The organism is Vampirovibrio chlorellavorus (assembly GCF_003149375.1).
Taxonomy (GTDB): domain Bacteria; phylum Cyanobacteriota; class Vampirovibrionia; order Vampirovibrionales; family Vampirovibrionaceae; genus Vampirovibrio; species Vampirovibrio chlorellavorus_B.
In genome coordinates, this window is record NZ_QFWH01000002.1 from 158,712 (window position 1) to 179,466 (window position 20,755).

Annotated in this window: 21 protein-coding genes; 9 read left to right on the plus strand and 12 right to left on the minus strand. The window is 54.6% G+C overall.

The features are described from left to right. Positions 1-14: 14 nt before the first annotated feature. Complete coding sequence (gene rpmI, locus DF283_RS03075; protein WP_144102406.1) at positions 15-224, plus strand: 50S ribosomal protein L35; 210 nt, start codon at positions 15-17, stop codon at positions 222-224. A gap of 51 nt (positions 225-275) precedes the next feature. Further along, positions 276-629 (plus strand): 50S ribosomal protein L20, encoded by a 354-nt coding sequence (gene rplT / locus DF283_RS03080; protein WP_303673540.1) that lies wholly within the window; start codon positions 276-278, stop codon positions 627-629. A gap of 153 nt (positions 630-782) precedes the next feature. Here rplT and DF283_RS03085 read toward each other — a convergent pair whose 3' ends face one another. Next, positions 783-2,525 (minus strand): hypothetical protein, encoded by a 1,743-nt coding sequence (locus tag DF283_RS03085; protein WP_303673242.1) that lies wholly within the window; start codon positions 2,523-2,525, stop codon positions 783-785. A 310-nt stretch (positions 2,526-2,835) separates the two neighbouring features. Further along, the gene (gene dusB / locus DF283_RS03090; RefSeq protein ID WP_303673243.1) at positions 2,836-3,888 is read right to left on the minus strand and encodes a tRNA dihydrouridine synthase DusB; all 1,053 of its coding nucleotides are present in this window, start codon (positions 3,886-3,888) and stop codon (positions 2,836-2,838) included. A 93-nt stretch (positions 3,889-3,981) separates the two neighbouring features. Here dusB and DF283_RS03095 point away from each other — a divergent pair, with 93 nt between their 5' ends. From DF283_RS03095 to DF283_RS03110, 4 genes are all read left to right on the plus strand, one after another. Next, positions 3,982-4,845, plus strand: a complete 864-nt coding sequence (locus DF283_RS03095) for an inositol monophosphatase family protein (protein ID WP_303673244.1) — start codon at positions 3,982-3,984, stop codon at positions 4,843-4,845. Positions 4,846-4,979: 134 nt separating this feature from the next. After that, complete coding sequence (ssb, locus tag DF283_RS03100; protein WP_303673245.1) at positions 4,980-5,333, plus strand: single-stranded DNA-binding protein; 354 nt, start codon at positions 4,980-4,982, stop codon at positions 5,331-5,333. Positions 5,334-5,435: 102 nt separating this feature from the next. Continuing rightward, positions 5,436-6,812 (plus strand): four-carbon acid sugar kinase family protein, encoded by a 1,377-nt coding sequence (locus DF283_RS03105; protein WP_303673246.1) that lies wholly within the window; start codon positions 5,436-5,438, stop codon positions 6,810-6,812. Beyond that, a complete protein-coding gene (locus DF283_RS03110) occupies positions 6,805-7,818 on the plus strand; it encodes a PdxA family dehydrogenase (RefSeq protein ID WP_303673247.1) in 1,014 nt (337 codons plus the stop codon). Before DF283_RS03105 ends, DF283_RS03110 begins: the two co-directional genes overlap by 8 nt. Positions 7,819-7,880: 62 nt before the next feature. On the opposite strand, the gene rbfA is transcribed toward DF283_RS03110, so the two are convergent. The 6 genes from rbfA to DF283_RS03135 form a co-directional block, all read right to left on the minus strand. Continuing rightward, positions 7,881-8,249 carry a 30S ribosome-binding factor RbfA gene (gene rbfA / locus DF283_RS03115; protein ID WP_303673248.1) on the minus strand — a complete coding sequence of 123 codons (369 nt, stop codon included), beginning with the start codon at positions 8,247-8,249 and terminating at the stop codon, positions 7,881-7,883. A gap of 120 nt (positions 8,250-8,369) precedes the next feature. Continuing rightward, the gene (infB, locus tag DF283_RS03120) at positions 8,370-10,868 is read right to left on the minus strand and encodes a translation initiation factor IF-2 (RefSeq protein WP_303673249.1); all 2,499 of its coding nucleotides are present in this window, start codon (positions 10,866-10,868) and stop codon (positions 8,370-8,372) included. Then, on the minus strand, positions 10,865-11,134 hold the full coding sequence (locus DF283_RS12785; protein ID WP_443082984.1) for a YlxR family protein: 270 nt from the start codon (positions 11,132-11,134) through the stop codon (positions 10,865-10,867). The genes infB and DF283_RS12785 overlap by 4 nt, the downstream gene beginning before the upstream one ends. A gap of 27 nt (positions 11,135-11,161) precedes the next feature. Next, positions 11,162-12,478, minus strand: a complete 1,317-nt coding sequence (nusA, locus tag DF283_RS03125; protein ID WP_303673250.1) for a transcription termination factor NusA — start codon at positions 12,476-12,478, stop codon at positions 11,162-11,164. Between the two features lie 41 nt (positions 12,479-12,519). Beyond that, positions 12,520-13,125: a ribosome maturation factor RimP gene (locus DF283_RS03130; RefSeq protein WP_303673251.1), complete on the minus strand. Its 606-nt coding sequence runs from the start codon at positions 13,123-13,125 to the stop codon at positions 12,520-12,522. 158 nt (positions 13,126-13,283) lie between these two features. After that, the gene (locus DF283_RS03135; RefSeq protein WP_303673252.1) at positions 13,284-15,296 is read right to left on the minus strand and encodes a monovalent cation:proton antiporter family protein; all 2,013 of its coding nucleotides are present in this window, start codon (positions 15,294-15,296) and stop codon (positions 13,284-13,286) included. A 230-nt stretch (positions 15,297-15,526) separates the two neighbouring features. Between DF283_RS03135 and nadB the strand changes: the two genes are divergently transcribed. Then, a complete protein-coding gene (nadB, locus tag DF283_RS03140) occupies positions 15,527-17,113 on the plus strand; it encodes an L-aspartate oxidase (RefSeq protein ID WP_303673253.1) in 1,587 nt (528 codons plus the stop codon). Positions 17,114-17,127: 14 nt separating this feature from the next. After that, positions 17,128-18,000, plus strand: a complete 873-nt coding sequence (gene nadC, locus DF283_RS03145) for a carboxylating nicotinate-nucleotide diphosphorylase (RefSeq protein WP_303673254.1) — start codon at positions 17,128-17,130, stop codon at positions 17,998-18,000. Positions 18,001-18,053: 53 nt separating this feature from the next. Here nadC and DF283_RS03150 read toward each other — a convergent pair whose 3' ends face one another. From DF283_RS03150 to fliW, 4 genes are read right to left on the minus strand one after another with little or no spacing between them, the layout of a single operon-like run. Next, a complete protein-coding gene (locus DF283_RS03150) occupies positions 18,054-18,761 on the minus strand; it encodes a glycosyltransferase family 2 protein (RefSeq protein ID WP_303673255.1) in 708 nt (235 codons plus the stop codon). 3 nt (positions 18,762-18,764) lie between these two features. Then, positions 18,765-19,499, minus strand: coding sequence for a tetratricopeptide repeat protein (locus DF283_RS03155; RefSeq protein ID WP_303673256.1), 735 nt, complete (start codon positions 19,497-19,499; stop codon positions 18,765-18,767). Positions 19,500-19,503: 4 nt separating this feature from the next. Beyond that, on the minus strand, positions 19,504-19,764 hold the full coding sequence (gene csrA, locus DF283_RS03160; protein ID WP_303673257.1) for a carbon storage regulator CsrA: 261 nt from the start codon (positions 19,762-19,764) through the stop codon (positions 19,504-19,506). Positions 19,765-19,769: 5 nt separating this feature from the next. Further along, positions 19,770-20,276, minus strand: a complete 507-nt coding sequence (gene fliW / locus DF283_RS03165) for a flagellar assembly protein FliW (protein ID WP_303673258.1) — start codon at positions 20,274-20,276, stop codon at positions 19,770-19,772. Between the two features lie 204 nt (positions 20,277-20,480). On the opposite strand from fliW, the gene DF283_RS03170 reads away from it, so the two are divergent. After that, positions 20,481-20,627 (plus strand): hypothetical protein, encoded by a 147-nt coding sequence (locus DF283_RS03170; RefSeq protein ID WP_303673259.1) that lies wholly within the window; start codon positions 20,481-20,483, stop codon positions 20,625-20,627. Positions 20,628-20,755: the final 128 nt, after the last annotated feature.

Here is a 20,755-nt window from a genome sequence, read left to right on the forward strand (position 1 = left end):
GAGATTAGTTAGTCATGCCCAAAATGAAAACGCACAAATCGGGTGCCAAGCGCTACCGCGTGACCGCTACCGGTAAAGTGATGCGGGCTCAAGCGTTTCGGGGTCACTTGAACGTAACCAAGTCCTCCCGTCGCAAGCGTCGCCTCAACCCGGATGTGGTCATCAGCACCGCCAACGAAAAGAAAATCCGTTTGGAACTGCCGTACCCCAAGTACTCCCGCTAGTTCTGGCCGCTCGTTTATTTTTGAATCACAACTCACCGTAAGGAAACTCAAATCATGCGTGTAAAAAGAGGATTTGTATCCCGCCAGCGCCATAAGAAAATTCTGAAGCTGGCTAAAGGTTTCCGGGGCACCCGGAGCAAGCTCTTCAAAGTCGCCAACCAGGCGGTTATGAAGTCTTTGAAGTACGCTTACCGCGATCGTCGTAACAAGAAGCGTGACTTGCGCCGCTTGTGGATCGCCCGTATCAATGCCGCCGCTCGTCAGCACGGTATGTCTTACAGCAAGTTTATCAACGGCGTTCAAAAAGCTGGCATCAACCTGAATCGTAAGCTGTTGGCCGATTTGGCCGCTCGCGACGCTCAGGCTTTCGCCCAGTTGGCCGCCCAAGTAAAAGCCGCTATCTAAGCGCTTCTACTGTAGAAAACCTTTAAAAAGCCTCTCAGTTTCTGAGGGGCTTTTTTGTGGGCGGCGCTGAGTTGGTTTTTCGAGAAAGCCTCACTGTCCCCCAGTGAGTCGCCTGTTTCAGTCCGCAGGGCGTCTCTTCTTTTTTTAAATCGGCTAGCGCTGGGGCCAGGCGTAATTGGGGGGAACGTTCAAAAAAGCGTTGCCTGCCGGCGGCGTCATGGGGCGGGCCATTCCGGGGCTAAAGGGATTCGCGATGGTGGGCGTTGGCGCAAACGGCTTGGGAGCCACCGAGCCCAGAGCGGGCATGGGCTGTGCCTGTGGTTGTGCTTGTGGGGATTGGCCCAAGGTCGCATTCTGCTGTTTGCGCTTTTCGTTCCACTGGGTCCACTTGATGCCCGCCCAAGGGGCCAGCAGGCCCAAAATGCCAATGGTGCCCAGCGTGCTGCCAATGCCCACCCACACGTTTTTGGCCAAAGCCTGTTTAGAGAAGGCTTCCACAGCCTCTCTGCTTTTGAGGGCCCCCGCTTGGGTCAGTAGTTTCCGATCCAGCAATTTGGAGACCCCCTTTTTGATCAGGGGGGTGCCTATAATCCAGGCTCCCCAGCCCACGGCGGAATCCAGAATGCGCTCTTTATACTCGTTATCGCTGCGGGAGGATAGCAGGCGGGAGGTGATGAGCAGGGCGAACATGGCGGCCATTTGCTGCTGGGAGGTAAAGGGCGCTTTCTTGCTGAAGTCAAACAGCTTTTTCAGTGTGCCTTCTTTCAGGCCTTTAATGGGGTTGATGAAGCGTCGGTTGTAGGTGTCAAAGGCGCCCACGGCGGCCAGTAACGGAACCAGTGCGCCGACCAGTGGCAGCGGATTGCCATTCTTGAGCGCCTCACCGACATACGGGAAGTGCTTTTCCCAAAAGCCTTTCTCCTTCGGGGAATGGTTAAGCGCACGGTTTGGCTGCTGCTTGCGCAGGCTGGTCTCCCCGGGGAAGTAATCAATGCCGGAGAATTTCTTGGTCAATCCATTGAGCAGAAAGGAGCTGGCAAAGGTGGCCGTCATTCCGGCGGCCAGACCGATGGGAATGGTCCAGTTTTTGGCGATGAGGGTTCGCCCAATGGCCTTTTTGGCCATGGCTTGCCAGGCGGTGCCTTGCGTGCCCTTGTTTTTCCAGGCCTCAGCCATAGAACAGGAAAAACGACTGACGTCATCCAGCAATTCGTTCGCAGCGAATTGAACGGTTTGACTGCCTTTGGGGGTATTCACCCGCAGGGACAGATTAAAGTCCTCGGCCTGTTGGTTAACCGCTTGCACCAACACTTTGGCCTTATCATTGATCACATCCCGGGTTGGTTTCTGGTTCCAAACGGCGTTCAAGGCTTGCAGGGCTTTATCCGGCAGGGCCTTCCCGTCTTTTAAAACAATCCGCTCAGCCAATGCTTCCCTGAATGCTGCTTGGGCCTCATTGGGGCAAGTGACCCCTTCCAGTTTGCTGGACTTGGCAATATCCTGAAATAGTTCTAAAGAAGGGTACTGAATAAACTGACTGCTGAAGGCCTGATTTTTACGGTCAAAAACGGCCTTGCCAACCCCCCAGGCCACCACGCCCCCCAGCACACAATCGGTCAGGATGGAAAGAATCTCTCGGGCGAAACGCTCTGCGGCGGCGGGCACGTTTAAGGAATCATCCCCATACATTTTATTGCGCCGCAAGTCCATGCCGGTTCGCAGCAACCCAAAGCCCACCACGTCTTCCACCAGCATTTCCGCCCCCCGATTGCTTTGGAACGATCGAAACAGGCCATCAACCGCTTTGGTCATGCCGGTCAAGCCGCTGCCACCCCCCGCGGAGCCGAAGCGGGGCGGGGGGGGGAAGCGTTGTGGAGATGGTGACAGGGGTTGCATGGTAGTGGTTAAAACCTCTGGAATCAAATTTGGTGCCCATACGCAAAGAACCGTAAACACGGGGGCTTACGGTTCTTGTCGAATTTGGGTCTGGATAGAAAATCTGTGGGGGGTGTTGAACTCTTGCAGTTTTCTAATCGTTACCAGCCAGCAAGCCGTAAGCCATCATCGGGTGATGATGGTGGTGGACGTGCTGATGATGCAAGACGAGATTCAACATGATGCGTATAAGAAAACCACAAACGGCTTCAAATTGCCAAGCACTATTTTGGGAGGGGGGGATCGCCGTGGGCTTTTCAGGGCTGTTCGCTTAAACCGCTACGGCCAATTCCTGAGTGGCCGCATATTCGGCGATTTCACCCAAAATGGTGTGGACTTCCTCCAGGGTGCTGACACTGGTAATGCGGCTGCGGTAGGCGCTGGCCCCGGGGAAGCCTTTTACATAATCGGTCAGGTGGCGGCGCATTTCCTTCACCCCAGTCACTTCGCCCCGGTAATCCGCCAACAGGCGGGCATGCTCATAGGCGCTTTCCAAACGCAGCTTGATGTTGGGCGGGGCCACGGGCTTGCCCGTTTTCAGGGCTTCATCAATGGCCCCAATCAGCCAGGGTTGGCCTTGGGTGCCTCGTCCAATCATCACCCCGTCCACCCCGTAGGTGGTCATCACGTGCAGGGCGTCTTCCATGGACACAATATCCCCGTTGGCAATCACTGGAATGGATAGCGCTTCCTTCAGCTCGCCGAAGGCTTCCCATTTGCAGCCGGGCTTGTAGCCCTGGGCCCGGGTGCGGGCATGCAGGGTCACCATGCTGGCCCCAGCGTCCTGACACATCTTGCCGAATTCCAGATAGTTCATACTGTCGCTATCCCAGCCCAGCCGGAATTTGACAGTCACCGGGGTAGGGGTTCCGTCTCGCTCCAGCGTTTTCACCAAGGAAGAGATGAGCTTATAGGCCAAGTCCGGCTCTTTCATCAGGGCGCAGCCCTCAAAGTTGCCGGTAATCTTTTTAACCGGACAACCCATGTTAATGTCCAGCGTGTCGGGCTGCTTGTCCCGAATGATGGTGCGGGCCGCTTCCAGCAGCACTTCCTCCCGGTGGGCGGCCAACTGGTAGGCAATGGGCTGATCCACCACTGTTTTGTCCAGAATGGGGGCGTCAAAACGTTTGGAATACACCAGTCCATTGGAGCTGATCATTTCCGTGCAAATGAGAGAATCCGGAGCCCAGCGGCGCACCAAGCCCCGAAAGACCACATCGGTGACCCCGGCCATAGGGGCCAGGATGACCCGGCTGTTGACCGTCACGGTACCGATTTGCAGTGGCGTGGAAAAAATGGCGTGAGGGGTTGCAGGGGTGGTCATTGGGCAGAATGCTCAGCGGTTGTGGGTAAATTTGGTGGGCAAAATACGTCTTATGATTTGATATATCATATCTAAAACTGGAGGCGTCTGAAAATGAATGGAGCCACGTCCAAGATGACCGAAGCTGAGAATGCCTTGTTGTTAGCCCCTGAGAAGGCGGAGCGGTGCCTGAAGGTGGCCATTCAGGCCGCGCAGGCTGCCGGAAAAATACAAATGGCCTCTTTTGGCCAGGCCGTGCAGGTGGAATTCAAAAATACCAGCATTGATCTGGTCACGGCGGTGGATAAAGAATGCGATGCGGTGATTGTCGATATCCTGAGTAAGGGTTGCCCGGAGGCTTTGCTGCTGACCGAAGAGACCTTTCAGGAAGGGCAAACGGTCGATTTATCCAATACCTGGGTGGTCGATCCGCTGGATGGCACCACGAATTATGCCCATGGTTTTCCCCATTTTGCCGTGTCCATTGCCTACTTTTACGCTGGGCAGCCGCAAATCGGGGTCATTTACGATCCCTTCAAAAAAGAGCTGTTCTATGCCTTGCGCGGGCGGGGCGCTTTCTTGAACGATCAGGCCATTTTTGTCAGCAAGAACCGGGCCCACACGCTCAATCACGCCTTGCTGGCCACCGGTTTTCCCTACGATATCGCCACCTCGACCGTGAATAATCTGCGGCACTTTGAGCGCATCGCCCCGCATTGTCAGGGGGTGCGTCGTCCGGGGGCCGCGGCGTTGGATTTGGCCTACGTGGCTTGCAGCCGGCTGGATGGTTTCTGGGAGTTGAAGCTCTCCATTTGGGATGTGGCCGCTGGCATTTTGCTGGTGGAAGAAGCCGGGGGCAAGGTGACCAGCCTGACCGGGGGGCCGGTTCCCTATGCGGAGCGGCGCATTCATCTGGTTGGCACCAACGGGAATGACCTGCACGACGAGCTGGAGACACTGTTGGCTCAGGACGTCTAGCGCGTTGGGGGTAGGCGTGCTTTCGGCGAGCTTTCCAGGCTTTGCCCTCATGCTTGCCGGATCGGTTGGGAGATCATTGCTCCTTACGGTATAATGGGCCTCATTCATTGTAAAAAACTTTGGAGACTTCTGTTATGGCAAACTCCGTAACCATTGTGGGCCGTTTGGGTCAGGACCCCGAGATCAAATACTTTGAAAGCGGCAGCGTTAAAGCCCGGTTCTCGGTGGCCGTGGATCGGAATTACTCCAAGGAAAATCGTATTACGGACTGGTTCACCATCGAGGTGTGGGGCCGTAAGGCGGAGTTTGTGGGTGAGTGGATCAAGAAAGGCGCCCTGGTCAGTGTGACCGGACAGCTGGAAGTGAATCGCTACAACGATCAGGCGGGCAACCCCAAGGAATGGCCCTACATTAAAGCCACCGATGTCAGCTTTGTGGGCAGCAAACGGGATAACGCCGCCCCTATGGAAGTGGGCGCCTCTTTCTAGGTCAGTCTTTCCTGTCCGGTGACGGGACGTTTAAGATTGGCGGATCTCGGTATTAATCCATTGTTATTCACTGTCTCCACTGAGCATTGATAAGGATATGCTATGCAAATTCCCGGTTTAAGTGTCGGCATTATCGCGGATGACCTGACCGGGGCCTGTGACACGGCCCTGCAGTTTTTTTCCGCTCAGGCCCAGACGCACATTCTGCTGGACTTCCAGAAGATGGCCCATCAAGACCTTTCTCAGGCGGTCTCGGATCAGGACAACCAGGTTTGGTCGATGAATACCGGCTCCCGGCACATGCAGCCGCTGGAAGCGCAATCCATGGTGCGTCAGGCGGTGGCTTTTTGCCGGGACAGGCTGGGTGTGGAGAACTTCTATAAAAAAATTGACTCCACCTTGCGGGGGCACATTGCCCATGAGTGTCTTGGCATGCTGGACGAGCTGAAAGCCCAGTGCGCCGTGATTGTGCCAGCCTATCCGCTGGAAGGACGCCGCACCGTCGGTGGTTATCAGCTGGTGCGTGGGGTGCCCGTGGAAAAAACCGTGGTGGCTCGTGATCCCCTGTTTCCGGTGCGTCAATCTCATCTGCCCACCTTGTTGGAGCAGGCTACCCGGCCCGGTTTGGTGGGTTATATCCCGCTGAGCATGGTCTTGCACGGGGCTGGCCCGGTTTTGGTCAGGCTGAAAGAGCTGATTGAAGAAGGGAAAAAGTTGGTGGTTATTGACGCCACCAGTCATGAAGACCTGGAGCAGATCGCTTTGGCCATTGAAAAGGCCCAGAAGTACGCCCGGGTCATTCCTTGTGGATCGGCGGGGCTGGCCTACGCACTGGCTGCCCTGTGGACCAATCGGCCCGAATTGGGTAGCGAACTTCCAAAAGAAAAGCGGGCTTTGCAGACCCACGCCTCTCCCATTTTGATTGTGAACGGTAGCACCACCGACATTACCCGCACGCAAACCCTGCGGCTGATGGAAAATTACGCTTACTACGGGCAAGGCAGCAGTTTGGAACTGTTTGAGCTGACCCCGGATCAAATTTTAGGACTCAGTCCGCTGGATGGGTTGCTGGACAACCTGTTAGCCGCTTTGGGTGAACGAAATACGGTGGTTCTCTCCAGCGCCCTGAAGGAAGAGGCCTGTGCCCGAACCATGAATTTGGCCAAAGAGCATAACCTGTCCGAGCTGGAGGCTTCCGAGCGAGCCCAGAAGGTGCTTTCCCTGCTCACGGAGTCGGTTTACCGTCATAAACCGGTCAAGCTGGTTTTGGTGGGAGGTGAGACCACCTGTCAGGTTTGTCAGGACTTGCGCAGTACTCAACTTGAAATACTGGCGGAGGCAGATGACTCTATTCCGTTGAGTACCGACAGTCAGGGGCGCTGGATTATTACCAAATCGGGTGGGTTTGGCACTCCCCTGGCCCTTGCCAACGTGGTAAAGTTTATCAAGCAACACGAGTCTACCTCCGTTCATGCCTGAAACGCTGCCTAAACATGCCACTTTTTGCCTGACTATTGGCGATTACACCGGGATTGGCCCGGAAATTACCGCCCGTTTTTTGGCCCATCAGGCGGAGTTGCCCGATGACGGGGTGCGCTTGCGTATTTTCGGGGATATTGCCAACCTGGTGCATACGGCGGACGCCTTGGGTATTGAACTGCCGGAAGGTCATCGTTTTGACTACGAAGATCTGCAGCACTCCCGGTTTTCGGCGCATCAAAAGCCGCCCGGCCAAGTGGCTTATGAGAGCATTGAGGCGGCTGTCGCTGAAATTAGCGCCGGGCACGCACAAGCCTTGGTAACCGGGCCTATTTCCAAGGAAAATTTGCACTTGGCAGGGATTCCCTTTACCGGGCACACGGAAATGCTTCAGCAGCTGGCCCGCAAGAATTACGGGCAAACCTTTCAGTCCGATATGCTGTTTGTATATCGTCAGTTTCGCATGTTGCTCCTGACCCGTCATGTGGCCTTGCGCAAGGTTTCTGAGTCTCTGAGCATTCGGGAAGTCTCTCAATCCCTCAGCAATCTGGCCGAGTTTTTTCAGGCGTCTTGCCAGATTCAGTCTCCCCGCTTGTGCATCCTGGGGGTCAATCCCCATGCCGGTGAAATTGATGGAGAGGAAGAGGAACGTATTCTGAAACCAGCCTTAAAAGCAGTCTCCCAAAAGTATGGATTCGGCATCGAACCGCCGGTGGCCGCGGATGCCGCCTTTCGGCATTTTGATATTGATCGGCTGCGGTATGATGCCTACGTGGCCGCCTATCACGATCAGGGGCTGATTCCCTTTAAAATGGTGGCGGGCCTGAATGCGGTGAATGTGACCATTGGCTTGCCTTTCCTGCGTACGTCGGTTAGCCATGGCACGGCCCCCGATATTGTGGGGCAGGGTATCGCCGATCCCTGCAGCCTGATGGCGGCCTATAAAATGGCCCATCAGTTAAAAATGCCTGCAGTTCAACCCAGACAGTTGGCATTGCAATCCTGAAACAACCTTGCAGGATTCTGAGTGGCCCTGAAGGGCATGAAAGCCAGCGGCTTAGCCCTGCCCTAGACTTCCCCGCGTGAAATCTGGTTCAGCAACTGGGTAACCCGTGAGCCACGCTCCAGCGAATTGTCCAGATGGACTTCAATTTCGGGCGTGTAACGCAAACGAATGCGTTGGCCAATGGCCGAGCGAATCTTGGGCGTCTGCTCTTGCAGTACGGTCATCACCGCGTTTTGGGTTTCTTCATTGCCCATAACACTGACGAAAACACGGACGTGTCGTAAATCGCCGCTGACTTCCGCATCGGTCACGGAAATTAATTGATTAACCAAGGCGGGATCTTTCACTTCCGTGGTCAGAATGTCACTGAACTCCCGGATGATCGCTTTTCTTACCTTATCAGCCCGGCTGAAGTCACTTCGGTTGGCCATGGCTTAAGACCTCCAATGGTTAATCTTTGTCTATTGAAATAAAACGAAATGGCAAGCCCATTTGTTTTCAAGAATACCGGTTTGTTTCGGAATATACTTTACTGACCTGACATCAAGCCCTTACAGTGAGGTTCGCTCCAGCGCCTTGGTAGTGAAGACGTCAATGACATCGCCTTCTTGCAAGCCCTGGAACTTGTCGAACGAAATACCGCATTCGTAACCGGTGGCCACTTCTTTGACGTCATCCTTGAAGCGTTTCAGGTTATTCAAGGTGCCAGAGAAAATTTCTTTGCCGTTACGCAGAACCACGGCCTTGGCGTTGCGGATCAGCTTGCCGCTGGTGACCATGCAACCTGCAATGGTGCCGGTTTTGCCCACTTTGAAAATTTGACGCACTTCGGCGGAACCGGTGTGTACTTCCTCGGTTTCTGGTTCCAGTTGGCCCAGAACCCATTTTTCAATCTCTTCGGTGATGTGGTAAATCACATCGTAACGCTTGATGGTGACGCCTTCCTGATCGGCCAGACGCTGCGGTGTGGTGTCCACTTTGGCATTGAAGGCGATAATCAGGGCATTGGCCGTTGAAGCCAGCATGACATCCGCCTCGGAAATATCCCCGGTGGCGCTGTGGACAATGTTGATTTTCACTTCGTCGTTGGTCATGCGCTGCAGGACATCCACCACGGCTTCCAGTGAACCCTGAGTGTCTGCTTTCACCAGTAAATTGAACTGGTTTTCCTTGACCGCGTTGTCGCTTTCAATCTCGGAGCGGCCACTGAAGCCTGCTGCCACAGAGCGACTGACTCCGATGCGTTGATCCCGTTCCTTTTGCTTTCCGGCTGCCAACGATTGTTTGAATTCCTTGTCGTTGCGAACCACCCGGAAGGCATCGCCAGCGTTGGGAACGCCATCCAGACCTAAAATTTCAACCGGGGTGGACGGGCCTGCCTGCTGGATGCGAGAACCGTGATCGTCGATCAAGGCCCGTACGCGCCCGCCGACTGAACCGATCAGCACGTTGTCGCCGACCTTCAGGTTGCCATTTTGAACCAAAGCGGTGGCCACCGGGCCCATGCGCTTGTCCAGTTGGGCTTCAATGATGATGCCCTCACCGGGCACTGTGGCGTCCGCCTTGAGTTCCAGCAGTTCAGATACCAGCAAAATGGAATCCAGCAAATCATCCAGACCCAGTTTTTGCAGCGCGCTGACTTCAACGGTCAGGGTGTCCCCGCCCCATTTTTCAGCAGACAAACCATAATCGGCCAGTTGAACCAGCACCCGATCCGGGTCGGCGTCGGCCTTGTCAATTTTATTGACCGCCACAATGATGGGAATTTTGGCGGCCTTGGCGTGGTTAATGGCCTCAATGGTCTGGGGCATCACCCCGTCATCGGCAGCCACCACCAGAATGGCGATGTCGGTGGACTGGGCCCCACGCATACGCATGGAGGTAAAGGCTTCGTGACCCGGGGTGTCCAGAAACACCACACGCTGCTCGCCCTTTTCCACTGTGTAGGCGCCAATACTTTGGGTAATACCACCGGCCTCGCTGTCCACTACCTTGTGGCGACTTTCCCGAATGGAGTCTAGCAAGGTGGTTTTACCGTGATCCACGTGGCCCATAATAGAGACAACCGGAGCGCGACCCTGCAAGTTCTGAAACTTGGACTCATCCAACTTTTTGCTTTCCGCGCCCAGATGAGTATATTCGCCCTCGTGTTTGACCTTGGCGGTCTCTTCAACCTCGAAGCCAAACTCCTTGGCCACCCCTTTGGCAAAATCGACATCCAGTGTCTGGTTTACCGTGACCATCATGCCCTTCATAAACAAGTGCTTGATGATTTCAGTTTCTCTCAGGCGGAGCTTTTCGGCCAAATCACGAACCACGATGGGCTCATCAATGCGAGTGACCTTGGGCAAGGCGTCCAGTGCCGCTTGCTCCTCTTCGCGCTTTTGGCGAATGCTGAGGCGGTTTTCGTAAGGTGAAGGACGACGCGACGACTGTCCCTGGCGCTGCTGTGGCTGCTGGAAGCCTCCCGGACGCTGACCACCTTGGCCGGGGCGTTGTTGGCCGGGTCTGTTTGGGCTCTGAGCTGGCCGATAGCCTTGTGTGTTCTGGGGAGGGCCCTGTGGTCCTGCCTGGGGGGCACTCGCAGCGGGGTGAGCCGGTCTTTGAATGGTACTTGGCCCTGAAGCCGGAATAGATCCCCCGGCTGAAACAGCCCCTCCGGATGGTTTCGAACTGCCTGGCAAAGGTTGCGTGTGGGGTGGCTTCGCTTGTGGTGCCGGGGCTTTGCTGGCAGGCGACGCTTCCGCTTCCTTTTTGGGTGCGGCGGCTGTGGTGGGTGCCGTTTGAGCGGGCTTGCCTTTCAGTGCGCCTTCTTCGGGGGCGGCCGCTTTATTTTCAGTGGTTGCGGGCTTGTCCTGCTGACTGGCCGCCGCTGGTTGCCCTTGTGCTTTATACTGGCTGATCAGCCGATCGGCCACTGCCTGATCGACCGTACTGGAATGGCTTTTGACTTGAACGCCATGGTTTTTTGCAAGTAAATCAATCACTGCGGCATTACTGACGCCCAGGATTTTGGAGATTTCGTGGACTCTTACTTTGGGGGACGTCACAGTGAGGAGATTCCTTTCAATTGGTCATTCAAGGCTTCCAATATAGCATCAGGGATCGCTCTTTTCAACGTGCGCTGAAATTTCTTTGCCCGTAGCGCCTCAGTTAGACAGGCTTTGTTCCTGCATACGTAGGAGGAGCGTCCTTGCAAAGGAGGATTTCCATTGATTGAAAAGTGGTGATCGCGATTGCTGGTCAAGCAAAGCATGCTTTCACGAGGAAGCTGTTGTCGGCAGTGAATGCACTGCCGAAGTATGGTACGTGGCAAGACTGACCTCCAGCCAGTGGGGAGGGTCTAGCCCTCCACTTCCTCCGTTTCCACAGAGGGTTCCGTGTCTTGTTCGAGTGTCTCCAGGCTGCCTGCATCGGCCTCGGTGTGGACTTCTTCCTCCGAGTGGATTTCACCCGCAGCCACCGGCACGGGTTGATCTTCACCTTCGGTAAATTCCTGACCTTCAGGGATGTAATCGGCGGGCGGAGCGGCCATTTGTTCAAAGTAGCCCATACCGCCTTCCTGTTCGACTTGGCCAATGCTCTTGATATCCAGCTTGAAGCCAGTGAGTTTGGCCGCCAGGCGCACATTCTGCCCTTCCCGCCCAATGGCCAGAGAGAGTTGATCGTCCGGTACAATGACCAGCGCTCTGGATTGACGGGGGTCGTGCATGATGAGAACCCGGATAATTTTTGCGGGAGCCAAGGCGTTGACGATAAACTCCACCGGATCGGGCGACCAGCGAATGATATCGATTTTCTCGTTCTTCAGCTCATTGACAATGGCCTGAATCCGGCTGCCACGGGTTCCAATACAGGCGCCCTGAGCGTCCACATCCGGGTCATGCGAAGTGACGGCCACTTTTGTCCGGTAACCGGCTTCCCGGGCAATGCTCTTGATTTCGACCAGACCGTCCTCGATTTCAGGCACTTCCAGCTCGAATACTTCCTTAACCATGGCGGCGTGGGCCTGGGACACGATGATTTGAGGCACTCGACCGGAGTCTTTCAAGTCCAGCACATAAACCCGCAGCTTGTTGCCGACCCGGTAGTACTCGGACGGTAATTGCTCTTTGGGAGGCAAAATGGCTTCGGACTTGCCGATGTTCACAATTACATTGCGGCCTTCGATGCGCTGGACAATGGCCGTGGTCACCGAGCCGCGTTTTTCTTCAAATTCTTTTTGAACCAGCTTTTTCTCCGCTTCCCGAATCCGCTGGGTAATCACCTGCTTGGCGGACTGGGCGGCAATGCGGCCAAATTCATCCGGAGTGACCTCGATTTCCAGAATGTCATTAAGCTCGACATCCGGCTTTATTTTTCGGGCTTCTTTCAGCTCGATTTCAGGTTCCCGGGGGATTTCCTCGCCTTCTTCATCGAACTCGACCGCTTCCGGGTCGCTCAGCTCTTTAACCACCCGTTTGAGTTCGTAAATGCCAATCTCGCCGGATTTTTCATTCAGGCGGCACTCATAACCGGTCAGGCTTTCCAGCTTGGCGTAGCGCTTATAAGCAGCCAGCATGGCTTCTTTCAAGGAGGAAATGACAACGTCTCTGGGAATGCCACGTTCCCGCTCCAGTTGTTCAGCATGTTCCATCAACGCGGGGCCAACTTTAATCATGGTGACGGCGTACCTCCTGTTTATCCTTTGATTCCTGATAATTATAATGGGTCAATCGCTGCGGATAAGGACGTTTCGTCCTCTTCTTCCGGGAAGCGAATAACCGGGTTGAGGTAAACAGCCTGCTCGTCCTGCAGGCAAACCTCGAAATCCTGGGCAGTCTTCTTATCACGGAGCATCACTGCCTTACGGGCTTCATCAAATCCGGTGAGGATGCCTTCCGCCACAGTGGGCAACTCGGAAGGCAAGGCCTTGGCCGCTTTTTTCTTGTTCCTGGATTCAATGGCGCCGGTGATGCGAACGGGCTCTCCCTGGTAAAACGTAAACTCACGAAGCGTTTTCAGCGGCCTGAATAGACCCGGAGAGCTGACTTCAAGACTGTAGGCCACGTCCGCCAGTAGGGGAAACGTTTCCAGAACCGGGTCCAGGCTACGACTGATGGCCTCACATTCGCTGATGGAAATAGAGCCTTCTTTCAGGTCGACGTAGACCCGCAAGTACCAGTATCCCGCCTCTTTTTCAAAGACGGCGTCCACCAGAAAATACCGGGGGTCCAGCTGGCTTTCAACCAGAGGAAAAACAGCCTGTTGAACGGCTTGCACTTGCTCTGGTTTGGGCTGCGTGGAGGGAGAGGCGGACCGTTTCATACCGGATTGCAAACTCCTGAAAGCTGTTGCGTCAATTGGGGTGCTGATTTTCTCTCTTAACAAAAGAAGTGGGCCTTTTTTCGTTGACCCACTTCTGACAATCATCAAGAAGTAGTGCTGATTTTAACATAAACAAATTTCTGGCAAGGACTCTGTGTTCAGGGGGACAGTAAATTTTCCAGGGCCTGCAACTGGGAGAGGGTTCCGGCACCCACCAGCATGTCTTCAGCTTGCAGGATCAAATCGGGATCGGCGGCCACCTGAACTTTATCCTGTCCTTGCACCAGCGCGATAACATTGACTCCGGTTTTTTGTCGGATTTTGGCCTCTTTCAGGCTTTTTCCTGATAGCTCGCTGCCAGTGGAGATGGGTAACCAGCGGATTTGAGTGCCTTCCAGGAGGCTAAAGCGTCCAAAAATGGTATGCTCTCGGGTGACGGGCGCTCTGTGCAGGTTGTTTTCCAGTTGTCGAACCCGGGTGATCAGGCGATCCGTTTCTAGAACCGGGTAGTGTAGATGGTTCATAATGTTGAAAATAAAGCTGACGCTGGTTTCAAACTCTTCGTAGATGATGCTGTCCACCCCGATGCGATGGAGGCGTTCAATGTCAGCCCGGTATCTGGAACGGGCCATGCAATAGGTTTTGGGGTTAATTTGCTTGGCCAGTTGGGCGGCCGATTCGGCGGTTCGGATGTCGGGGAAGGTAATTGCCAGGATGGTAGTTTGTTCGATACCCGCGAATTCCAGTATCTCCCGGCGTGAAATGTCGCCGTACACACAGCGAATCCCTCTGGCCTTGAGTTTTCGGACGGTTTTCAGGTTGGTTTCCACCACGATGTAGGGAATGCCCTGCTCTTCCAGAGCGGTGGTCAGGTTCCGGGCGATGGGGCCATAGCCAGCAACGATCACGTGCGCCAGAGAGCTTGCCTGTGATTCCTCGGGTTCGACAGTTGTTTTGACCCGTTTCATGCGGCCTTTCAGGTAGGGACTACTGAAGCGGTGGATGAGCCGTAGCACAAGGGGGGTAAGAAACATGGAAATGATAATGGCATCGATAATAATGGGGTTCCAGAAGCCAAGAAGCTCTTGCCAGCTGGGTACCTGACGAATGGTGTCCAGGGTTCTTCCCAGTAGCACAAAGGAGAATTCCCCCACCTGAAAGAGAGACAGTCCGGCCCATAAGGCGGTTCGGTGCGGAAAGCGCAAGGCCCGAACGGCTACGTATGCGCACACGGCTTTGAGGAGGATCAACAGGGTGGTTACCCCCAGTACCAGCCATCCGTTCTGCAATAAAAAGCGCACATCAAACAACAGGCCCATCGAAACAAAAAACAGGGTAATAAAAACGTCTCGAAACGCTTTACTGTCGGCAATGACCTGCCTGCAAAACAGACTGCGGCTGAGGGCAAGACCCGCTACAAATGCCCCTGCCTCATAAGACAGGCCCATTTGATGGGTGAGCAAGGCCATGCCCAGCCCAATGCAGACCAGGGCCAGGGTAAACACTTCTTTTTTGTTGGTGGATGCCAGTCGATCCAGAAAGACAGGGACTACCTTGAGGCTGATGGCAACGGCAATGGCCCCGAAAATTAGCGCATTGAAGGTGATCCAGGCCAGTTGTGTGGTGGTTTCGCTGGTGAAAGGCTGCGTGAGAGAGGGCACCAGCGCCATGAGCGGAATGATGGACAGATCCTGAATGATGAGGACGCCCAGAATCAGTCGGCCGTGGTCCGAATCGATTTCCCGGTGTTCTTCCAGGCTCTTCAGCACGATGGCCGTACTGCTCAGAGAGAGGATAGAGCCTACCAGAAAGGCCAGTTGCCACGGAAACTTTCCCAGAAAGTGCAGGGCCAGCGTCAGGGCCAGTGCGGTCAGCCCCAATTGCATCAGGCCTGCCAGTGGTGCCTGGTATCGTAGCTGACGGAGCTTGTCCACAGAGAGATCCAGCCCGACAATGAACAGCAGGAAGATGATACCGACCTGGGCCATGGTCTGGATTTCCTGAACGTGAACCAGATTCAGGGCATTGGGGCCCAGCAGGATGCCGGTGAGGATGAAAGCCAGAAAGGTGGGGAGGTGAAAGCGTTGCAGGATGTAGGCAAAAATCGCTCCAATGGAGAAAATCAGAGCCAGTAAGACCAAAACGGAAGCATCCAGGGCGCTGTGTTCCATTGTGATGTGTTTAACCCTCCTCCCTCTGTTTGTTTATCAGTCTAACAGCTTTTCTCGCCCGGGGCCAACCGACCCTCCAGGCTCGCCGGGCCGGGGTAGAGAACAGGTGTTCATGAGAAAATCAGTATGAGCGTGCGTGTGATTATGAGGAAATCAAAAGAAATTCGCAGAGTCTTAGGCTATAATCACCAAGTAATTACGAAGTTGTGTTTAAGCAGCACCCCGCCTTCATGAACAATCATCATTTTTCGGTCAGGCAAGTTTCCGCACTGGTAGTGGGTACGGGAATTTCAGGTTTGTTTACGGCTCTAAAATTAGCGGAAGCAGGCGTGGACACGCTGTTGATAACGAAATCCGCACTGGATGAAAGTAACTCCCGTTATGCGCAGGGAGGTATTGCCGCCGTCTTGCCGTCGAATCCGGATGATTCCCTCGACTTGCACTTGCAGGATACCATTCGGGCTGGTGCCGGGCTCTGCAACGAACAGTCCGCCCGTTCCATTCTGGCGGAAGGGTATGCCTCCATCGAGGATTTGTTGTTTTACGGGGTTCCATTCGACCGGAACCCGGATAACCAGCTGGCTTTAACCCGTGAGGCGGCTCACAGTGTCCAGCGTATTTTACACGCGGGCGGTGATGCCACCGGTCACTCCGTGGAAATGGCCTTGATTGACAAGGTTCGCAAAAATCCCCGAATCGAGGTCATGGAATACGCCCAAGTGGTGGAATTGCTGCTGGTGGACGGCGTTTGTCAGGGCTGCCGGGCCGTCGATTACCACAAGCGAGAGGAAGTGGTGGTTTACAGTCCCCATACGGTTCTGGCTACCGGTGGAATTGGTCGAATCTACAGTCATACCACCAATCCGGCCATTGCCACTGGCGATGGAATCGCCCTGGCTGCCCAAGCGCGTGCCGCTATCGAGAATATGGAGTTTATTCAGTTCCACCCCACCGCATTTTACGCCGACGGGCAGCTTCATTTTCTGGTCTCCGAAGCCCTGCGGGGGGAAGGCGGCCTGCTGAGAGATCGGGAGGGGCGGCTGTTTGCCAGCAAGTATCACCCCGATGGGGAGTTGGCTCCTCGGGATATTGTGACCCGGGCCATTTACGCCGAGATGCGCGCCGCCCATCTGCCGTATGTTTATCTGGACATTACCCACCTTCCCGCGGAAACTATTGAGAAGCGCTTCCCGACTATTTTGAGCAGCTGCTTGAAGTTTGGTGTGGATATTCGCAAGGACTGGATTCCCGTGGCCCCGGCCGCTCACTACCTCATGGGTGGCATCACCGTGGATGTGGAAGGCAAAACCACCGTTCCCGGGCTGTATTCGGTAGGAGAAACTGCTTACACCGGTTTGCACGGCGCCAATCGGCTGGCCAGTAACTCATTGCTGGAGTGTGTTGTTTTGGCCCGGCGGGTGGCCCGTTACATCGGTGAAAATGCCCGGGCACTGGTTGAGCAGGCGTCTGGCGCCTCATCCGGGCAATATGGTTACGAGTCTCAGCCCGCTATGTTTGAGGCTTTAGGGAAGCTCCATGACCTGATGTGGCAGCAGGTGGGCATTTTACGAAGTGGCAAGGACCTTGAGCTGGCCTTGGCGGCGCTGGAGACACTGGAGGCGCAGGTGCTGTCCCATCACTGGCAGCAGGTCATTCCGGTCGGTTTTGAATTGATGAGTCAGTTGAAAGTGGCCCGGCTGATTGCGCAAGCGGCCCTGGCGCGTTGTGAAAGCCGTGGGGCTCACACACGGTTGGACTTTCCAGAGTCAGCGCCCGCTTTATCCACCGATGTCTTTGCCGGGGTTTCGGTTGTATGATCCCGGTGATGCCTGTGACTCACACTCCTGTGGGCGCCGAGTCCCTCGCCATTCAAGGCATCGTCCATAACGCCCTGCTGGAAGATTTGGCCCAAGGGGATGTCACTACGGATTCATTGCCCCAGTTGGCCCGGCTGCAAAAGCAGGCCCTGTTCCGGGTGCGTCAGGATTGTGTGGTTTCCGGCTTGACGGTGGCTGGTTTGGTCTGTCAAATGGTAGATTCGGCCTTGGTGTTTACGCCCATGCTTCAGGATGGGGCTGTTGCGCATGCCGGGACGGTCATCGCCCAGGTGCAGGGGCCTATGGCGTCCATTCTGAAAGCGGAGCGCACCGCTTTGAACTTTTTGCAGCTCCTGAGCGGGGTGGCTACCGAGACCCGGCGTTTTGTCGAGGCAGTCAGTGGGACTAACACCCGAATTACCCACACCCGAAAAACCACGCCGGGCCTGCGCTTGCTGGAGCAACAGGCCGTTCTTCACGGGGGCGGGGTGCCGCACCGGTTTAACCTGGGCAGTTGCGTCATGCTGAAAGACAATCACTTGCAGGCGCTGGGGGATATCAGCCCGAATGAGGCGATTGCGGTGGCCGTCAAGACCCTGCGCGCCAAAATTTCCCACACTACCAAGATTGAGGTGGAGGCCGACACGCTGGGGCAAGTCCAGCAAGCGGTAGAAGCGGGTGCCGATATTATTTTGCTGGATAACATGAGCCCTGACACCATTCGGGAGGCCTTGAGCCTTATCCAGAATCGGGCCATCGTGGAGGCCAGTGGCGGTATCAGCCTGGAGACCATTCGGGCTTACGCTGAAACCGGGGTGGATGTCATTTCCACCAGCAAAATTACTCTGGGTGTTCCGGCCATTGATGTGGGACTGGATTTGGCGTAACACCCATCCCCTTGGCGCTGAGCTGTCACAGCCTGAGGGTGGTCTCTTAAGGCTTAATCAATAAAGCGATACTTCACCAGCGTCCATAGGGCGGAAATGCCGTCCCGCCAGGTGATTTTCTTGCCTTCATCAAAGTTGCGGCCGCTGTAGGAAATGGGGGCTTCGTACAATCGGGCCCCGCGCTTTAGTACCTTGGCTGTAATCTCCGGTTCAAAGTCAAATCGGTTGGATCGAATGACCACATCCTTTAAAAACTCGGCCCGGAAGGCTTTGTAGCAGGTTTCCATATCCGTCAGGGTGGTGTTGTAGAGAATATTGGTCATAAAAGTGAGAAATTTGTTGCCAAAGTAATGCAGCACGTTGAAAGCCCGTACCGGCTTCCCGGCGGTTAACCGGCTGCCATAGGCCACATCGGCCTTGCCATCCAGAATCAGTTGAATCAGTTCCGGGTAGTCCTTGGGATCGTATTCCAGGTCGGCGTCCTGAATGACGATAATATCCCCGCTGGCATGCTGAATGGCCGTTCGGAGGGCGGCTCCCTTGCCCTGGTTGTGCGTATGATACAGCACCGTGTAAGGCGGTTGTCCCTCATAGCGCTTCAACAGGTCGCGGGTCCCGTCGGTGGAACCGTCATCCACCAGAATGATTTGCTTTTGCAGGCCGCAGAAATCCACCGCGTTCACTTTTTCCAGCAGGGCGCTCAAGAAGCGAATCTCATTAAATACGGGGATCAGGATGCTGATGGTTTGATGGGTCGTCATGGCTCAATGCGTTTCGGGGGAATGATCGGTTAACGTCTCCAGTAAGTCACTGGCGGGGCGATAGGTTGGGCTGATGAGCAGGCACTGATTCAACATCAGGCGAGCCTCTTTCAGGTGCTTTGAAGCCATGCTGTACTGCCCCAGATGGAAGTAGATTTCAGGGTCGTTGGGCAGGGCTTTTTGTCCTTGCAGAAGATATTTTCCCGCTCGATCCAGCCAACCGGCGTTCATCAGGGCCCGCCCGGCAAATTTGGGCGCTTCCAGATTGACTTGAGTCAGGAAATCCACGTAGTTCAGGTAATTTTCCAGGTATTCGACCCGGTTGGCCGCAATCAGGTTGGCGATATCGCTTTCCATGTGGTTGCGAATCTGGAAAATGGTGGGAACCGTCCTCAGTTGACCGCTGATTAATCCGTACAGGGACACGCACCAGTGGTTTTGACGCTGGCTCAGCACCCTGCTCCAGGCCTGCTGCATGGCTTGCGTTTTGCCTTGTAACATGGCGCAGTAGCCACTCTGGTAGTAATCATGAACCTGTGTGTAAAGCTCGGCAGCCTCCACGAACCGGCCTTGCGCCCTCAGCGCCAGACCCATCAGTTCAAACAGGGCCCGTTGCTCTTCAGCACTGAATGACTTGGCCTGCTTCATTAACGGGCCTAGCGATTTTTCGGCTGCCGGGGCCTTTCTCTCTCTGAATAACAGATCTCTGGCTTCATTAAGTTGAGAGAAGACAGCCACCGGCCTATCCCTCCTTTGCGGGAGGACTGGTTTTAATCAGGTTGACCGCCTCAATGGCCTTGTTCAGGCGGGCTGTTTCCGCATCCTGAGTGGCCAGTCGGTTGCTTTTTTTGATTTCCTCGAAAATTTCTTCCCGGTAGATGGTGATTTGTTTGGGGGCTTCAATGCCAATTTTGACCGAATCTCCCTTGGTTTCCAGGATGGTCACTTCGATTTCATTGGCGATGATGATTTTTTGACCGGTTTTCCGGGTGAGTACCAGCATGAGTCCTACTCTCCTTTATCAGCGGATGCCGGAGATGAGACCGAGGACGCTCCTTTGGGTTGCTGCTGTAGAACTTCATCAGGAATCAGGCGGGTTTTGGTGCTGTATCCACTGTCGTGCAGCACCACTTGCAGGGCTTTTCGGCTGGCCTGATTGACCACAATGGGCCCCAGCAGGTTGGTGGTCATTTTACTGGGATCTTCCTGCGGAATGTTGACGATGGTCATCACCAAAGCGTCATCAGCGCTATGCAGGGCTAAATGTTCTGCGGTTTCATCGGACAGGGTAAATTCGTAGTCGATATCGAACAACTTGGGGTTGGTCACCACAAAGGCCAGTTCAGGATCATCAGCGGATTGGAGCCATTTAAACGGCGAATCTTCTGCGTGATCCAGAATTACGTAACGCGCGGAGTCGCTAAAGCCCAAAATCGGCTCAATGAAGTTAATGATGCGATCCTCGTCTACAGAGACCTCTCCAAAGCGCGCGGTTTGAATAATTTTGTTAGCCATTGGGGGTTCCCATTCTCACCAACTTTTTACTTTTGATTACATTCTTGTATAATACCGTTTCAGGGATGCCTAGATTGTAACAATCCATAAGCTATTTTAAAGAAAAAGTCATAAATGGGCCAGTTTTTCTAAACTTTTCCACGATTGGGTCGATGACAGAGTGACTTGAGGCACGCAATGGGACTGAGGGATTATTGCAAACGTATGATGACAAGCATCACGCAGCAGGAGCTGGAGCGACTTCTGAAGGAATCAGAGCAGATCGCCAAGGATTGGGACACCTATTTGCAGTTTCGGAAGAATCGAGAGGCCATTTTAAGGCAATTTTTGCCCAGTGAGGGCGCAAACTAGGCCCCTCCGGAACGGGCGTAGTGTGTGGTTGTTCCTAAGTTTTGATTCTGTGGGTTGAATTATAGCGAAAACCGAAGATTGATCCCTGTTGGGCTTTCGGGGAATCCGGTATAGTAGTGCTGTTACAG

Bases quoted from the DNA above. Each gene is read 5' to 3' on its own strand.
- rpmI (WP_144102406.1), top strand. From the start codon at position 15: ATGCCCAAAATGAAAACGCACAAATCGGGTGCCAAGCGCTACCGCGTG.
- DF283_RS03085 (WP_303673242.1), bottom strand. From the start codon at position 2,525: ATGCAACCCCTGTCACCATCTCCACAACGCTTCCCCCCCCCGCCCCGC.
- dusB (WP_303673243.1), bottom strand. From the start codon at position 3,888: ATGACCACCCCTGCAACCCCTCACGCCATTTTTTCCACGCCACTGCAA.
- DF283_RS03095 (WP_303673244.1), top strand. From the start codon at position 3,982: ATGAATGGAGCCACGTCCAAGATGACCGAAGCTGAGAATGCCTTGTTG.
- ssb (WP_303673245.1), top strand. From the start codon at position 4,980: ATGGCAAACTCCGTAACCATTGTGGGCCGTTTGGGTCAGGACCCCGAG.
- DF283_RS03105 (WP_303673246.1), top strand. From the start codon at position 5,436: ATGCAAATTCCCGGTTTAAGTGTCGGCATTATCGCGGATGACCTGACC.
- DF283_RS03110 (WP_303673247.1), top strand. From the start codon at position 6,805: ATGCCTGAAACGCTGCCTAAACATGCCACTTTTTGCCTGACTATTGGC.
- rbfA (WP_303673248.1), bottom strand. From the start codon at position 8,249: ATGGCCAACCGAAGTGACTTCAGCCGGGCTGATAAGGTAAGAAAAGCG.
- nusA (WP_303673250.1), bottom strand. From the start codon at position 12,478: ATGATTAAAGTTGGCCCCGCGTTGATGGAACATGCTGAACAACTGGAG.
- DF283_RS03130 (WP_303673251.1), bottom strand. From the start codon at position 13,125: ATGAAACGGTCCGCCTCTCCCTCCACGCAGCCCAAACCAGAGCAAGTG.
- DF283_RS03135 (WP_303673252.1), bottom strand. From the start codon at position 15,296: ATGGAACACAGCGCCCTGGATGCTTCCGTTTTGGTCTTACTGGCTCTG.
- nadB (WP_303673253.1), top strand. From the start codon at position 15,527: ATGAACAATCATCATTTTTCGGTCAGGCAAGTTTCCGCACTGGTAGTG.
- DF283_RS03150 (WP_303673255.1), bottom strand. From the start codon at position 18,761: ATGACGACCCATCAAACCATCAGCATCCTGATCCCCGTATTTAATGAG.
- csrA (WP_303673257.1), bottom strand. From the start codon at position 19,764: ATGCTGGTACTCACCCGGAAAACCGGTCAAAAAATCATCATCGCCAAT.
- fliW (WP_303673258.1), bottom strand. From the start codon at position 20,276: ATGGCTAACAAAATTATTCAAACCGCGCGCTTTGGAGAGGTCTCTGTA.
- DF283_RS03170 (WP_303673259.1), top strand. From the start codon at position 20,481: ATGATGACAAGCATCACGCAGCAGGAGCTGGAGCGACTTCTGAAGGAA.